The sequence below is a fragment of the Xanthomonas sp. AM6 genome (assembly GCF_025665335.1).
GTDB lineage: Bacteria > Pseudomonadota > Gammaproteobacteria > Xanthomonadales > Xanthomonadaceae > Xanthomonas_A.
Window position 1 is genome coordinate 1,937,257 of sequence record NZ_CP106869.1, and the last position, 15,267, is coordinate 1,952,523.

The window sequence follows — 15,267 nt, forward strand, 5'->3', positions numbered from 1 at the left end:
GAAAGCGAACGGCCGGGGCGACCCGGCCGTTTTCTTTTGCGGGGCCGGGCGCTAAAGTCGCCGCTGACGACAACGACAAGACTTACGACATGACGACGAGCAACACGGCGGCGCGGGCGCTGCCGGTAGTGGACGCGCGGATCTACCCGCGCGGCGGCCTGGATATCCTCTCGCGCGCCGAAGTGGTGCGCCTGCGCGACGCGTCCAGCGGCGGCCTGCACGAGCTGCTGCGGCGCTGCGCGCTGGCGGTGCTGACCAGCGGCAGCGCGTCCGACGATCCGCGCGCCGCGCGCGACCTGTACCCCGACTTCGACATCCAGGTGGTCCAGCGCGACCGCGGCGTGCGCATCGACCTGTTCAACGCGCCGGCGATGGCCTTCGTGGACGGGGAGATCATCAACGGCGTGGCCGAACTGCTGTTCGCCGTGGTCCGCGACCTGGCCTACATGGCCATCGAGCTGGGGCCGGAATCGGCCGCCGACCTGGAGTCCAGCGAAGGCATCACCAGCGCCGTGTTCGGGCAGTTGCGCAATGGGCGCATCCTGCAGCCGGCCGATCCCAACCTGGTGGTGTGCTGGGGCGGCCATTCGATCTCGCGCGACGAGTACCTGTACACCAAGCAGGTCGGCTACGAGCTGGGCCTGCGCGGGCTGGACATCTGCACCGGCTGCGGTCCGGGCGCGATGAAGGGGCCGATGAAAGGCGCCACCATCGCCCACGCCAAGCAGCGCAAGCACGACAACCGCTACATCGGCATCACCGAGCCGGGCATCATCGCCGCCGAGTCGCCGAACCCGATCGTCAACCACCTGGTGATCATGCCGGACATCGAGAAGCGCCTGGAGGCCTTCGTCCGCATCGGCCACGGCATCATCGTGTTCCCCGGCGGCGTCGGCACCGCCGAGGAGATCCTGTACCTGCTCGGCATCCTGCTGCGCGACGAGAACCGCGCGCTGCCGTTCCCGCTGCTCCTGACCGGCCCCACCATCGCCGCGCCGTACTTCGAGCAGATCGACCGCTTCCTGCGCCTGACCCTGGGCGAGGCGGCCACGTCGCGCTACGAGATCGTGGTCGGCGACCCGATCGCGGTGGCGCGCAAGATGGCCGAGGGCATCCAGCGGGTGCGCATGTACCGCAAGGAGCAGAAGGACGCCTTCTACTTCAACTGGTCGTTGCACATCCCGCTGGAGTACCAGCGCCCGTTCGCGCCGACCCACGAGGCGATGGCCGCGCTCGACCTGCACCACGGGCGCCCGCCGCACGCATTGGCGGCGGACCTGCGCCGCGCCTTCTCCGGCATCGTCGCCGGCAACGTCAAGGAGGACGGCATGCGCCGCATCGAGGAGTTCGGCCCGTTCGAGATCCACGGCGACGCGGACATGATGCAGGCCCTGGACGAGCTGCTGCGCGCCTTCGTCGAGCAGCGCCGGATGAAGATTTCCGGCGAGTACCGGCCTTGTTATCGGGTCATGGCCTGAGCGCGGACCGGGACGGCCGTTCGCGGGCCGTCGGTGCCGTCAGGGAGGGCTGGGCAGTTCGAGCAGGCTGACGAAGGTGTCGGTCCCGTGTTGGGTGCTCAAGCGTCCGTTGCCGATGCTTTCCACGCGCGCGCGGACCGCGTCCAGGCCGATTCCGGACCCGCTGCCGGCGGCCGCCTCGCCGTTCGCGGGCAAGGAGTTGACGATCTCGATCCTGATCCAGTGCGCGTCCTGTTCGACCCGAAGGCGGACATGGCCGCCGCTGGTGCTGGGCTCGATGCCGTGCCGGACCGCGTTCTCCACCAGGGGCTGGATCGAAAGGGTGGGGACGTCGATCGCCGGAAGGGGATCGGGCAGTTCCCAATCGATGGTCAGGCGGTCGCCGAGGCGCATCTGCTCGATGCCGAGATAACGCCGGGCGAGCGACAGCTCTTCTTCCAGGCTCAACCGGTCGGGTCCGGCGAGCGCCGCCCTGAACAGGTCGGCGAGATCCAGCAACAGGCGTTCCGCCTGTTCCGGCCGAAAGCGCGCCAACGCCGCGCCGGTGTTGAGCGTGTTGAACAGGAAGTGGGGGCGGATGCGGGCACGCAGTGCTTCGAGCTGGGCGTGTTTGGCCTGTACCGCCAGCTGCTGCACGCGCCAGTGGTTCTGGAATGCCAGCAGCGCCATCAGCCCCACGGTGAGGGCGATGGCCGCCACCTTGAGCAGGAAGGCATGCCAGCCTCCCTGCAACAGCGACAGTTCTTCCAGCGCCGCCCACGCAATCGCGTGCACGGCGACGGCGACGATCACCAGCAGCGCCACTGCCAGATAGGCCACCTGCTGCGGACGGCAGCGTTCGAGACGCCTGCGCGCCAGATAGAGCAAGGCCAGCGTGGTCAACGCCGTCCACTGCAGCAGCAGCGAGGCGAGGCCGAAATGGACCCAGCCGCTCGTGGACTGTCCGGGCGCCAAGGTCAGGATGACCGCGACTGCTTCGCCGGTCAGCAGCACCCAGATCAGGGTGCTGGACTGCCATAGGATGTCGAGCGGCAGGGCGGAGGCGGGGGCTGGGCGCATGGGATCGGGCATGGGACGCTGGGCGCATGATGCCTCGGATTCCCGGCCCCATGTCGCCGGACCTGCCGTTCAGCTACGATCTGCCACCGCCCATCGGACCCGGCTGGCATTGCCGCGGGCAGGGCTCTAGTTTAGGCGCGGGAAAAGGGGATACGACATGCAGCGCTTTCACGCCGAGCGGCCGCGCAACTTGGGGCGATGCCGACGGGTCGATGGTTTCAGCTTGATCGAGTTGATGGTGACGGTGGTCGTGCTGGCAGTGGCGATGAGCATCGCCATCCCCAGCTACACCTATCTGGTCAATACCAGCCGGCTGACCTCCGCCTCCAACGAGATGGTGGCATCGCTTCAGCTCGCGCGTTCGGAGGCGATTCGGCTCAACCGGAACGTGGCGGTGTGCCGCAGCGACAACGGCACCAGTTGCGCGACCGGTAGCGCATGGAACCAGTGGATCACCATTGTGGTGACCGACTCGAACGTGCTGCGCGTCAGTGCGGTGAAGGCTCCGGTCCAGCTGAGCGTGAGCAGCGCGGTCAGCGGCAACAACGACCGCATCGTCTTCAGTCCGGACGGATTCGCCCGCAGCAGTGCCGGAACCTTGCTCAATGCCGGGTTTTCCAGCTGCATCGCGACCACGCGCCCGAGCGACAACCTGCGGGTCGTGTACATCGTCGGCGGCAGCCGGGTGGGGTTCGTCACTACCCCGGGCAACGCCGCATGTCCTGCGCCATCAAACTCTCCACCTGTGTGAATTCTATGCATACGTCTCCTCCGCGCCCGGCATCGCTGGCGTCGCAACGTGGGATAAGCCTCATCGAAGTGCTGATCTCGGTCCTGATCATGGGCATCGGCATGCTGGGGGTCGCAGCGCTGCAGGCGACGGCGCTTCGCAACAACCAGAGTTCCTTCGAGCGCAGCCAGGTCGTCGTAGGCACCACCGGCATCTTCGACGCGATGCGCGCCAACGTCGCCGCCGCCCGGAACGGCAACTACAACATGGGCATGACCTGCACTGCGCCGACAGGCACGTCGCAGGTGGTGGTCGATCAGCGCAATTTCCTCAATTCCCTGCAGGCCATCATGGGCGCTTCCGCATGCGGCGCGATCAATTGCAGCGCCGACGATTGCCAGGTGACGGTGCAGTGGGACGACAGCAGGGGCAGCCAGGCGGCAGCGAACGTGACTGCGGCGCAAACCCAGCAGTTCCAGACGGTGACCAGGCTATGAGCCGCGCGTGGCGGAGCGGGGCGCCGAGCAGGCACCGGGTCGCAGGCATGAGTCTGATCGAACTGATGATCTCTCTGCTGCTGGGATTGCTGGTGGTCGGCGCGGCCATCGGCATTTTCATCACCAACCGGCGTACCTATGCCGCCACGGAGAACCTGGGTCGCGTGCAGGAAAACGTGCGCACCGCGTTCGAGCTGATGACGCGCGACATCCGCGAGGCGGGTGGGAACCAATGCAACAGCAGCGACAACATGGGCATGTCGAACGTCATCAACAGCCCGGCATCGCGCTGGTGGACGAACTGGTCGGGCAACAAGCTGGTGGGCGTGTCGGCAAGCGGCAGCTTCCCAACGCCGGCACCGACGAGCCGCGTCGCCAACACCGAAGGCCTGGTGCTGATGTCCTCGGGCGACGCGACCGCGATCGTCACGGCGCACACGCCGGCCTCGGCGCAGTTCACGGTCAGCACCAATACGCATGGTTTCAGGAACGGCGACTACCTGATCGCCTGCGGTCCCAACGCCGAAACGACGGGCGTGCTGCGCATCGGAGCCCTGTTCCAGATGAGCAGTGGCCAGGGCAGCAGCACCATTGGCCACGCCGCGTCGGGTTCGCCAGGAAATTCCAGCAGCAACCTGGGGATCAACGGCTCCGTCTTCACCTACGGGCCGAACACGATGCTCAGCCGGCTCAATGCATCGCGCTGGTTCATCGGCACCAATCCTAGGGGCGGGCGTTCGCTGTACCAGGGCGTGCTGACGAATACAGGGGGTACGCCGGCGATCTTCGATCAAGAAGTAGCCGAGAACGTGCAGAACATGGCGATCACCTATCTCATTCCCAGCGACGGCGGCTACGTCAGCGCTGCGACCGTCGGGACGCGCTGGGACCAGGTCACCGCCATCAACCTGTCGCTGACCTTCCAGACCCAGGACGCGATCGGAACGAACGGCTCGCCGGTGACGCGCACGATCAGCAATGTCATCACCTTGCGGAACCGCAACGAATGAGCACGACTCCATATCCCGCCCCCGCCGCGCGCCAGGCTGGCGTCTCCCTGATCGTGGTACTGATGCTGCTGCTGGTGATGACGTTGCTGGGCCTGGCGGTCGTGCGCGGAACGTTGATGCAGGAGCGGATGAGCGGCAACCTGCTCGATCGCAGCGTGAACTTCCAGGCCGCCGAGTCGGCCCTGCGCCAGGGCGAAGCGCTCGCGTTGGCACAAACCGTGGTGCCGACCGGTAATGGATGCAGCGGGGGCGTTTGCGGCCTGCCGCTGGCGAATCAACCCGAGCGTTGGCGCGATGCCAGCTTTGGCGGCTGGGTCGACGCCAGCACCAGTACCCGAAGCGCCTCGGCGTCCAGAACGCAGTTCTATATCGAATACATGGGGACGGCCGAAGCCTGGTTCGAATGCAACAGCGACGAAAAGTACACGGGGCAGCCGATTTGCGTGCGGCCGATGTATCGGATCGTGGCGCGCAGCCAGGCTCCAGGCCGTTCCAGTGTCATCCTTCAATCAAGCTATATCGCGCCGTAAGACGGAGTCACCATCATGAACCAGTTCCACGACGTTCGTCTGCGCAGGCATCGCTTCTTGCCTCGTCTCAATGCATTCGCAGCGGCTTTCGCCTGCACCATGCTCGCCCTGCCAGCCAGCGCCGGTGTCGTGGTACCCAGCTACCCGTTGCAGTCGGGTGGGCGTATCGCGCCCAACGTGTTGTTCATCCTGGACGATTCCGGTTCCATGGAAAGCACGTTCATGCCGGACGCCGTGCCACAGACCACCGTCGATGGCACCAATTTCAACATCAGCAACAGCACGTACGCGCGCAACACCATCTATTACAATCCTGCTGTCACTTATGAGCCATGGGTGGATGCTACCGGTGCCCCCATGACCGGTGGGATGGATTATGGTAGCGTTTATAACAATGTCGAGTTTCTGACGGATAACGTGAATCTTGCCGGGTCGGATAGGTCATTCTATGTCCCCAAAGACCTTTCTAATACCGCCGAGAGCTATCTTTCAAATACTGCCAACTATTATCGTTACCAGATTCGCACGGACGGTACGGTCATCCGCAGTGAGTTGATGTTCGGCGTGTCCGGCCAGCAAGGGTTGACTGGAAGCGGGTGTAGTAATTCCAATAACGGCTGGCAGTGGAAGAATTGCGTGCGGGATACTCCTGTTACTCCTGCCACTTCCACGGCTTCGGCCGTTCACAGAAGCGAGGCGGAGGAGCGTAGAAACTTCGCAACCTGGTGGTCTTACAGCCGCACTCGAATGAAGGTGGCAAAAGGAAGCGCTGGCCGTGCCTTCAACGATCTTGGCACGAACGTACGTGTCGGGTTTCGCACGATCTGGCAAAAGGGGCTGGCAGGAAACCTGATCACGCAGGCGGCGCCTATTCCCGTCGGCCGGAACAATGGGTTTTTTGATAACCCTAATGGCGTGGATGGCGCGGACAACAACCGTACGCTTTGGTATCAGCGCTTGTATGGGGCCGATGCTGGAGGGGGGACGCCGCTCCATGGAGCGCTCAACGATGCCGGGCGGTATTTCAGTAGCAGTGCGGCTGGTGGGCCGTATGGCCCGCAAGTCGGGGCTGCGCAGTTCGCTTGCCGGCAGAATTTCACGATCTTGACGACGGACGGCTATTGGAATGGCAAGGACAACTATGCAACTCCTGTCAACGAGCAGGATAACGTTGCGGGTTCCGAGATAACCAGGCCTGCCGGCGATCCGTACACCTATACGCCTGTCCGTCCTTACAGAAGCGCCGACTCGGACACTCTGGCCGACGTCGCGATGCGCTACTGGAAATCCGATCTTCGGACGGACCTGGAGAACACGGTGCCCAGTAGCGCTTCGGATCCTGCGTTCTGGCAGCATATGACCACATTTGCGATTTCGATCGGCGCCAAGGGCACGCTCGATCCGAAAACGGACTTGCCTGCGATAACTTCCGGGGCGAAGAATTGGCCTACGCCGGTCAATAACAGCATTCAGAACGTCGACGATTTGTGGCACGCGGCGGTCAATGGCCGCGGCAGCTTCATTGTCGCCAGCAATCCTAACGAGTTCACCCAGGGACTGAAGGCAGCGCTGGGCGAAATCGTGAGGCGTACCGGTACCGGCGGCAATCTTGCCGCCAATTCCAGCAGCCTTACCAGCGATACGCATGTCTATCAGGCGACCTTCGTGTCAGGGGTCTGGACGGGCGAAATGAAAGCCGTCCCGGTCACGAGTACGGGTGTCGACACCACCGCTCCAACATGGCGCAGCAGCATTCCCAGCACGGGCCGCAATATCCGCACGTGGAGCGGTAGCACGGGTGCGGCATTTCCTACTTCCGCGCAACAGACGGCATTGACGCGTGCGGGGACGGCGACCGCTGCGGCGGTGACGGGTGCCGACAACGCCGCCTACATCGCGGGAAATCAGGATCTCGAGCTGAATCGCACCAACGGGTACCTTCGCACGCGCAGCACCTTGCTCGGCGACATCGTCAATTCTTCTCCGGCCTACGACAGTGTCAGCGGCACCATCTACGTCGGCGCCAATGACGGCATGATGCATGCGTTCGATGCGAGCAACGGCGTGGAGCGCTTTGCCTACGTGCCTGGCAGCCTCAACTTTACCGATCTGGCTACCCTCAGTGCGCCGGACTACGACCACCGATTCTTCGTGGACGGCCCGATCAGTCTTTCGCGCAAGGATCAGTTGAACAATCAGACGATCCTGGTGGGCACCCTCGGGCGCGGTGGCAAGGGCATTTACGCGCTGGATGTCACCAATCCCGGCAGCTTTTCCAACAGCAATGTGCTCTGGGAGAAAGCGGGCGACAATCTGGCGTCCACTGCCGCGGACAACAACATGGGCTTGAATCTCGGTGCACCGGTCATCGCCAAGCTCAACAACGGCGAGTTGGCCGCGATCGTGGCCAATGGCCCCAACAGCACCAACGAGCGCGCCGTCCTGTTCGTGTATCGCCTCAGCGATGGCGCGCTGCTCTCCGAAATCGACACCGGCGTCGGATCCTCTGCGTCGCCAAATGGGCTGTTCGCCCCGGCCGTTCGCGACATCGACGGCAACGGCACCATCGATTACGTCTATGCCGGCGACATGCAGGGAAATCTCTGGCGCTTCAATCTTTCCGCCTCCACGCCGTCCAGCTGGAACACCGCGTCCAATCGTTTGCGTATGTTCACCGCGACGAATTCTGCGGGTACCGTGCAGCCGATCACGTCGGCGCCAGCGATAGCGCGCGATCCGGCGACCTTCAATCTGTGGATCTTCTTCGGCACAGGTCGTTTCCTCACCGCCGACGACGTGACCAATACTACCGTGCAGACCGTCTATGGCATCAAGGACTCTGCCACCACCGTTGCCAAGGCCGACTTGCAGCGCCGGAAATTTGCCGCCAGCGGCGTGGTCAACAATCAGAACGTACGTGTCATGGAGGCCAACAGTGCGTTGGGTGCAGGCAAGAAGGGCTGGTATCTGGACCTGATCGATCCGCCAGTTGCAGATCCCGCGCCGGCAACGGCCAATGGCGAGCGGGTCTACACCGGCATGAACGTCATCTCGGGTGTTCTTACCTTCACCAGCAACACTCCCGATGACGACCCGTGCCTGCCTGGCGGCAAGGGCCAGGACAACGCGATCGACGCGTTTACCGGGTCGAGCCTTAGCCAGTCGTTCTTCGATCTCAATCAGGATGGTTCCTACGCGGACGAAACGCTGACGGTAAACGGGGTGAAGATTCCGGTGGCATCGGTCGCGTTGGGTGGATTGGGAAGTTCGAGCAATTACTTCACCGGCGGAGGCTCAGGCAGCGGCGGTGGCCTGGCTTGCCTCAACATCAACGATGGCAGCGCGGTCTGCAAAAAGATCCGCGAGATTCGCAAGGTGGGGCGTGTCCAGTGGCGGGAGGCGATCCAGGAATGAGTGCGTCCACTTCAAGCGTCCTTCACATCCATCGGAGTCATTGCAATGCGTAGTCATCGTCGATTTTCAACGCAGCGCGGTTTCAGCTTGATCGAGATCATGATCACCGTGGTGATCATCGCGGTTCTCGCTGGCATCGCCATGGCTAGCTACAGCTGGGCGATGATCAAGGCGCGGCGTTCGGCGGCCGCCGGGTGCGTGCAGGAGGCCGCGCAATATATGGAGCGGTTCCACACTACAAGCATGAGCTACGTAAACGCGGACGGTACCGCGCCGGCGCTCCCAGCGTGCAGTGCTGACGTTACTCGTTTCTATACCGTGAGCCTTACCGCCAGTACAGCGTCCAGCTTTACGATTTCCGCTGTGCCGATCGCCGGAAAGCCGCAGGCGAAGGATCGGGAATGTGCGACATTGCAGATCAATGAACGGGGGACCCGCTCAGCTACCGGCACCCTGTCCTCCACACCCGCCCAGTGCTGGTAAGGCAAAAAAAAACCGCCGATCAACGGCGGTTTTTTCTATGCGTGGCGCCCGAAGTTGGACTCGAACCAACGACCCCCTGATTAACAGTCAAGTGCTCTAACCGGCTGAGCTATTCGGGCGAGGCGCGTATTGTAGGCACATCTTTCCTGGCTGGCAAGGGTCTGGTCGCCTCTTCCTAGGAGCCGCACAGTGGCCTGTCTGCCAGGCGCACCGAACGTGCCCGCCCAGTGGCGCTGACCACCACTTCGGCTGCGGCCGTCTGATGGTTGCAGAGTCGGAATGTAAGGTTGCTGCCCGCGGCCCTCCCATCGGGGAGATAGCGCATCTGCACACGTCCGGCAGAGGACAGGATGCGAAGCCTGCCGCCTCCCGGAGCCGGCGACATCGTCAGGATGTCGCTACTCCGGTCCGGCTGCCGGTTGCCGTCCGGATCGGCATAGATGATCCAGCTGCCGCTCCATTCGAAACCGGGATCGCAGTGCCGCCGGTTGGTCGACGGACACAGGGCGATGGGCTCTCCCCTGGAGATGGCCCAGGTACGCGCCAGCGCCAACTGCGCCAGCATCTCGTTGCTGGCCGCCAGTTCCCGGTGCCTGTCCAGCATCTGGCTGAAGCTGGGCATCCCGATGCACAGCGCAATCAGCATTAGCGCCATGGCGGTCAGTATTTCCATCAGTGTGAAGCCTCGGGTCCTCTTGTTCATGGCGCCTCCTCGACTGGCATTGCCAGCTTGGACGCGGGTGTGAGGCGAGGGCATCGCCGGGATGCCGACTGGGCTGTAGGAATAGTCCAGACGCGGCTGTCATCCGGGGCTCGCTATACTCATCTGTCGTCTCAAGGTGCCGATCCATGTCCGACCGTTTCCAACTCGTATCGCCGTACTCGCCGGCCGGCGACCAGCCGCAGGCGATCGAGAAGCTGGTGGCCGGCTTCGAGGCCGGCCTGGCCAAGCAGACCCTGCTCGGGGTGACCGGCTCGGGCAAGACCTACACCATCGCCAACGTGGTCGAGGCGATCCAGAAGCCGACCCTGGTGATGGCGCCGAACAAGACCCTGGCGGCGCAGCTGTACGGCGAGTTCAAGGCGTTCTTCCCGAACAACGCGGTCGAGTACTTCGTCAGCTACTACGACTACTACCAGCCCGAGGCCTACGTGCCGTCGTCGGACACCTTCATCGAGAAGGACAGTTCGATCAACGAGCACATCGAGCAGATGCGCCTGGCCGCGACCAAGACGCTGCTGTCGCGCCGCGATGCCCTGGTGGTGGCCACGGTCTCGGCGATCTACGGCCTGGGCGCGCCGGAGGACTATCTGTCGCTGCGCCTGATCCTGTCGATCGGCGAGCACATCGAACAGCGCCAGCTGATCAAGCACCTGACCGACCTGCAGTACACCCGCAACGAATACGAACTGCACCGCGGCACGTTCCGCGTGCGCGGCGAGGTCATCGACGTGTTTCCCGCCGAGTCGGACAGCGAGGCGCTGCGCATCGAGCTGTTCGACGGCGACGTCGAGCACCTGACCCTGTTCGATCCGCTGACCGGCGAGACCCTGCGCAAGCTGCAGCGCTACACGGTCTATCCGAAGACCCACTACGCCACCACCCGCGAGCGCACGCTCAGCGCGGTGGATACGATCAAGATCGAGCTGAAGGAGCGGCTGGAGCAGCTGTATGCGCAGAACAAGCTGGTGGAGGCGCAGCGGCTGGCGCAGCGTACCCAGTTCGACCTGGAGATGATGGCCGAGGTCGGCTACTGCAACGGCATCGAGAACTACTCGCGGCATCTCACCGGCAAGGCCCCGGGCGAGCCGCCGCCGACCCTGTTCGACTACCTGCCGGCCGACGCGCTGCTGGTGGTGGACGAGTCGCACGTCACCGTCCCGCAGATCGGCGCGATGTACAAGGGCGACCGTTCGCGCAAGGAGACGCTGGTGGAGTTCGGGTTCCGCCTGCCGTCGGCGCTGGACAACCGGCCGCTGCGCTTCGAGGAATGGGAAGCGCGTTCGCCGCGCAGCATCTACGTGTCGGCCACGCCCGGCCCGTACGAACTGCGCGAGTCGGCCGGCGAGATCACCGAACTGGTGGTGCGCCCGACCGGGCTGATCGACCCGGAAGTGGAGATCCGCCCGGTCGGCACCCAGGTCGACGACCTGCTGTCGGAGATCAACCTGCGCGTGGCGGCGGGCGATCGCGTCCTGGTCACCACGCTGACCAAGCGCATGGCCGAGAACCTCACGGAGTACCTCGGCGAGCACGGGGTCAAGGTGCGCTACCTGCATTCGGACATCGACACGGTCGAGCGCGTGGAGATCATCCGCGACCTGCGCCTGGGCAAGTTCGACGTGCTGGTCGGCATCAACCTGCTGCGCGAGGGCCTGGACATGCCCGAGGTGTCGCTGGTGGCGATCCTGGACGCGGACAAGGAGGGCTTCCTGCGCTCCACCGGCTCGCTGATCCAGACCATCGGCCGCGCCGCGCGCAACCTGCGCGGCAAGGCGATCCTGTACGCGGACCGCATGACCCGCTCGATGCAGGCGGCGATCGACGAGACCGGGCGCCGCCGCGAGAAGCAGGTGGAGTACAACCTCGAGCACGGCATCACCCCGAAATCGGTGGCGCGGCCGATCGTCGACATCCTGGAGGGCGCGCGCGGCGACGGCGCCGTCGAGGCCAAGTCCGGCAAGGGCAAGGGGGGGCGCCGGGTGGCGGAGGAGCCGGCCGACTACCGCACGCTGGATCCGGCCGAGGTCGCATCGCGGCTCAAGGCGCTGGAACAGAAGATGTACCAGCACGCGCGCGACCTGGAGTTCGAGGACGCGGCGCGGGTGCGCGACCAGATCAAGAAGCTGCGCGACGCCAGCCTGATCAGCTAGGGCGGGCCGCTGCGCCGGCAGCTATTGTTCTTGGGCGCAAGGTGGGCTAAGATTCGCGCCCCTGCAGCGGTATGGCCGCAGCAGCGATGGGCGGTTAGCTCAGCGGTAGAGCACTACCTTGACATGGTAGGGGTCACAGGTTCGAACCCTGTACCGCCCACCACGACATGCAAGCGATGCACTCGTGGAACACGATGAAGCCGGCGTCCGCCGGCTTTTTTGTTGGCCTACGCCCGGCGCGGGCATCGCGTCCCGGCTGGCGGCGGGTGGCCCTGGCGCCCGGCTTGCTTTAGCATCCAGGCGACGATCAGGCGAGGAGGCCGTGCGCATGATGGAATATCATCATACGATTCAAGTCAAAGGACGCTACCAGCTCGTGGCGTTGACGCGCGAACCGGAGTACAGCCCCGACAACGTGGTGGGCTATACGGTGACCACCGAGGGTGGCGCGCGCCTGGATTCGCACGACATGTCCTGGGACGAGGCGCGGGTCTGGATGGACACCCTGGTCGAGCAGGACGGCGGCGGCGTCGGCGTCGAAAAAAAGCCGTCGACGAGCAAGCCGAGCACCCGGCGCCGACGCTAGAATAGGCGCCAAGGTGGATCAGGGAGGATAGGGGCTTGTCGAATCGTAAGATCGTTGCGGCCGCAGTGGTGGTCGCACTCACTGCCGTTGCCGGCTATTTCCTGTCCGGCTACCTGGTGCTGCTGCTGCTCAAGCTGGACACCCGCCTGTTCGGGCTGGGCACCTACTACGAATACGTGCATGCCATCGGCTTGCCGCAGGTCGCGCCGTTCGTCGGCAAGATCAAGTGGGCGGGCTACCTGGGCTTCGGCTTGCCGGGGTTGCTGTGCCTGCTGACGCTGGTGCTGATGTTCAAGCCGCGCAAGCAGGCCCTGCACGGCGACGCCCGTTTCGCCGGCGCCTCCGACCTGGCCAAGCACGGTCTGTTCAAGCAGAGCGGCAACGGCATCGTGGTCGGCAAGTTCCGCGGCAAGCTGGTGCGCCTGAGCGGGCAGCAGTTCGTCATCCTGGCCGCGCCCACCCGCTCGGGCAAGGGCGTCGGCGTGGTGATCCCGAACCTGCTCGAATACCAGGAATCGGTGGTGGTCCTGGACATCAAGCAGGAAAACTTCGACCTCACCAGCGGCTGGCGCGCCAGCCAGGGGCAGGAGGTCTTCCTGTTCAACCCCTTCGCCGAGGACCGGCGCACCCATCGCTGGAATCCGCTCAGCTACGTCTCCGACGATCCGGCGTTCCGCGTCTCCGACCTGATGAGTATCGCCGCGATGCTGTATCCGGACGGGTCGGACGACCAGAAATTCTGGGTCAGCCAGGCGCGCAACGCGTTCATGGCGTTCGCGCTGTACCTGTTCGAGAACTGGGACGACGAGCGCAACATCGGCTTCCCCGGCGGCCTGGGCACCCCGACGCTGGGCGCGATCTACCGCCTGTCCTCGGGCGACGGCAGCGACCTGAAGAAATACCTGAAGTCGCTGTCGGAGCGGCGCTTCCTCAGCAGCAACGCCAAGTCGGCGTTCTCCAACATGCTGTCGCAGGCCGAGGAAACCTTCGCCTCGATCCTGGGTACGCTGAAGGAGCCGCTCAATGCCTGGATCAATCCGGTGCTCGACGCGGCCACCAGCGACAACGACTTCCTGCTGACCGACCTGCGCAAGAAGAAGATGACCATCTACATCGGCATCCAGCCCAACAAGCTGGCCGAGAGCCGCCTGATCATCAACCTGTTCTTCAGCCAGATCATCAACCTCAACACCAAGGAACTGCCCAAGAGCAACCCGGCGCTGAAGTACCAATGCCTGCTGCTGATGGACGAGTTCACCGCGATCGGCAAGGTCGACATCATCGCCTCGGCGGTGTCATACATGGCCGGCTACAATGTGCGCCTTCTGCCGATCATCCAGAGCATGGCGCAGCTGGATGCGACCTATGGCAAGGACGTGTCGCGCACCATCATCACCAATCATGCGCTGCAGATCCTGTACGCTCCGCGCGAGCAGCAGGATGCCAACGATTACTCGGAAATGCTCGGCTACACCACGTTCCGCAAGAAGAACGTCACGCGCGGCAAGGACGTGACCCGCAGCGTGTCGGAGGAGAGGAGGGCGCTGATGCTGCCGCAGGAACTGAAGGCGATGGGGAACGATCACGAAGTGTTCCTGTACGAGGGCATCCCGCATCCGGTGAAGTGCGACAAGATCAAGTACTACAAGGATCGGCACTTCACTTCGAGGCTGCTGCCCAAGGTCGATGTGCCGATGCTTTCGCTCTGAGTTAGTGTGATGAATTTCGCAAAATTATCGGCAATCTTGCTGGATTGAACGCTTTTTTACCAAACGCTTGACGGAAGCATTGCGCTGCGGCACATTCTCGCGATGCTGGTGCGGGGCAATGGCAATAGGAACAGGGGGCGTGGGTTCTTGCGACACACGCGAGGGTGACATGGAAAGTTTTGTGGCAAATTCCGTTTTTCTCAGCGCTGAAAGCCTGTCCCTGGACGCCCTTCGTCTTCAGGGGCGCACGCCTGCGCCAGATTCGCGTGGCCGCGGGCCCTGTCGCCAGGCGCCCATGCCGGCGCAGGCGATGCATCGCGCCGCGCCGTCCGCGTGGCGAAACCCGAAGTTCTCAGGCTGCCGGCCGTGTGCCGGCCGTCCATCAATACCCGTTTCCGCAATTTAGAGGCTCGCGTGAAAAGAACGCATATGTTTCGGCTGATCGCCACTCTGAGCACCGTTGCGCTGTTGGGCGCCTGTGCGAGTTCGCCGGCGCCTGATTTCCGCGGGAGGTGGAAGCCGGTCAACCGCTTCTCCGAGTCGACGATGGAGATCCCGCTGTATTCCTCGTACGTGTATCAGGCCGTGCCGATGGACGGCACCCTGAAGACGATGCTCGAGCGCTGGGCCAAGGACTCGAACATGGAACTGGCATACAGCATCCAGTCCGACTACACGCTCTACGCGCCGGTAGCGAAGATCAACACCACGAGCATCCAGCAGGCCGTCGCCGAACTCAGCGTGGTCTATGCGCAGGAAGGGGTCACCGTTTCCGCTGCAGGCAACCGCATCCTGGTGCAGCCGTCTTCTTCGCTGAGCGGGGCCGCGTCGCCGGCCGCCGAGGGCAGCGCGAAGTGACTTTACTTCCGGAGGCCGTTCCTGCGCCTCCGCAGCCAC

The 15,267-nt window shown here is 63.9% G+C and carries 13 protein-coding genes and 2 tRNA genes; 12 read left to right on the forward strand and 3 right to left on the reverse strand.

Translation table 11 applies throughout. From position 1 onward, the window contains the following. Positions 1–89: 89 nt before the first annotated feature. On the forward strand, positions 90–1,478 hold the full coding sequence (gene ppnN / locus OCJ37_RS08050; RefSeq protein ID WP_263113142.1) for a nucleotide 5'-monophosphate nucleosidase PpnN: 1,389 nt from the start codon (positions 90–92) through the stop codon (positions 1,476–1,478). Positions 1,479–1,517: 39 nt separating this feature from the next. Here ppnN and OCJ37_RS08055 read toward each other — a convergent pair whose 3' ends face one another. Beyond that, positions 1,518–2,549 (reverse strand): sensor histidine kinase, encoded by a 1,032-nt coding sequence (locus OCJ37_RS08055; protein ID WP_263113143.1) that lies wholly within the window; start codon positions 2,547–2,549, stop codon positions 1,518–1,520. Between the two features lie 145 nt (positions 2,550–2,694). On the opposite strand from OCJ37_RS08055, the gene OCJ37_RS08060 reads away from it, so the two are divergent. The 6 genes from OCJ37_RS08060 to OCJ37_RS08085 are packed head-to-tail and all read left to right on the forward strand — an operon-like array spanning position 2,695 to position 9,201. After that, on the forward strand, positions 2,695–3,288 hold the full coding sequence (locus OCJ37_RS08060) for a GspH/FimT family pseudopilin (RefSeq protein WP_263113144.1): 594 nt from the start codon (positions 2,695–2,697) through the stop codon (positions 3,286–3,288). 5 nt (positions 3,289–3,293) lie between these two features. Continuing rightward, the gene (pilV, locus tag OCJ37_RS08065; protein WP_263113145.1) at positions 3,294–3,764 is read left to right on the forward strand and encodes a type IV pilus modification protein PilV; all 471 of its coding nucleotides are present in this window, start codon (positions 3,294–3,296) and stop codon (positions 3,762–3,764) included. 47 nt (positions 3,765–3,811) lie between these two features. After that, positions 3,812–4,774 (forward strand): Tfp pilus assembly protein PilW, encoded by a 963-nt coding sequence (locus tag OCJ37_RS08070; RefSeq protein WP_263113146.1) that lies wholly within the window; start codon positions 3,812–3,814, stop codon positions 4,772–4,774. Next, complete coding sequence (locus OCJ37_RS08075; RefSeq protein WP_263113147.1) at positions 4,771–5,304, forward strand: pilus assembly PilX family protein; 534 nt, start codon at positions 4,771–4,773, stop codon at positions 5,302–5,304. The genes OCJ37_RS08070 and OCJ37_RS08075 overlap by 4 nt, the downstream gene beginning before the upstream one ends. Positions 5,305–5,319: 15 nt before the next feature. Next, the gene (locus OCJ37_RS08080; protein ID WP_263113148.1) at positions 5,320–8,718 is read left to right on the forward strand and encodes a pilus assembly protein; all 3,399 of its coding nucleotides are present in this window, start codon (positions 5,320–5,322) and stop codon (positions 8,716–8,718) included. 45 nt (positions 8,719–8,763) lie between these two features. Beyond that, positions 8,764–9,201: a type IV pilin protein gene (locus OCJ37_RS08085; protein WP_263113149.1), complete on the forward strand. Its 438-nt coding sequence runs from the start codon at positions 8,764–8,766 to the stop codon at positions 9,199–9,201. Between the two features lie 42 nt (positions 9,202–9,243). Here the strand turns inward: OCJ37_RS08085 and OCJ37_RS08090 are convergent. Both OCJ37_RS08090 and OCJ37_RS08095 read right to left on the reverse strand, forming a co-directional pair. After that, positions 9,244–9,320 (reverse strand) — tRNA-Asn (locus OCJ37_RS08090). 56 nt (positions 9,321–9,376) lie between these two features. Then, complete coding sequence (locus OCJ37_RS08095; protein WP_263113150.1) at positions 9,377–9,904, reverse strand: GspH/FimT family pseudopilin; 528 nt, start codon at positions 9,902–9,904, stop codon at positions 9,377–9,379. A gap of 146 nt (positions 9,905–10,050) precedes the next feature. On the opposite strand from OCJ37_RS08095, the gene uvrB reads away from it, so the two are divergent. The 5 genes from uvrB (at position 10,051) to OCJ37_RS08120 (ending at position 15,228) form a co-directional block, all read left to right on the forward strand. Beyond that, complete coding sequence (gene uvrB, locus OCJ37_RS08100; protein WP_263113151.1) at positions 10,051–12,075, forward strand: excinuclease ABC subunit UvrB; 2,025 nt, start codon at positions 10,051–10,053, stop codon at positions 12,073–12,075. 88 nt (positions 12,076–12,163) lie between these two features. Continuing rightward, a tRNA-Val gene (locus OCJ37_RS08105) sits at positions 12,164–12,238 on the forward strand. Positions 12,239–12,403: 165 nt separating this feature from the next. Continuing rightward, the gene (locus OCJ37_RS08110) at positions 12,404–12,661 is read left to right on the forward strand and encodes a hypothetical protein (protein WP_263113152.1); all 258 of its coding nucleotides are present in this window, start codon (positions 12,404–12,406) and stop codon (positions 12,659–12,661) included. Positions 12,662–12,696: 35 nt separating this feature from the next. Continuing rightward, complete coding sequence (locus OCJ37_RS08115) at positions 12,697–14,370, forward strand: type IV secretory system conjugative DNA transfer family protein (RefSeq protein WP_263113153.1); 1,674 nt, start codon at positions 12,697–12,699, stop codon at positions 14,368–14,370. A gap of 429 nt (positions 14,371–14,799) precedes the next feature. Beyond that, positions 14,800–15,228, forward strand: coding sequence for a toxin co-regulated pilus biosynthesis Q family protein (locus tag OCJ37_RS08120; RefSeq protein WP_263113154.1), 429 nt, complete (start codon positions 14,800–14,802; stop codon positions 15,226–15,228). Positions 15,229–15,267 lie beyond the last annotated feature (39 nt).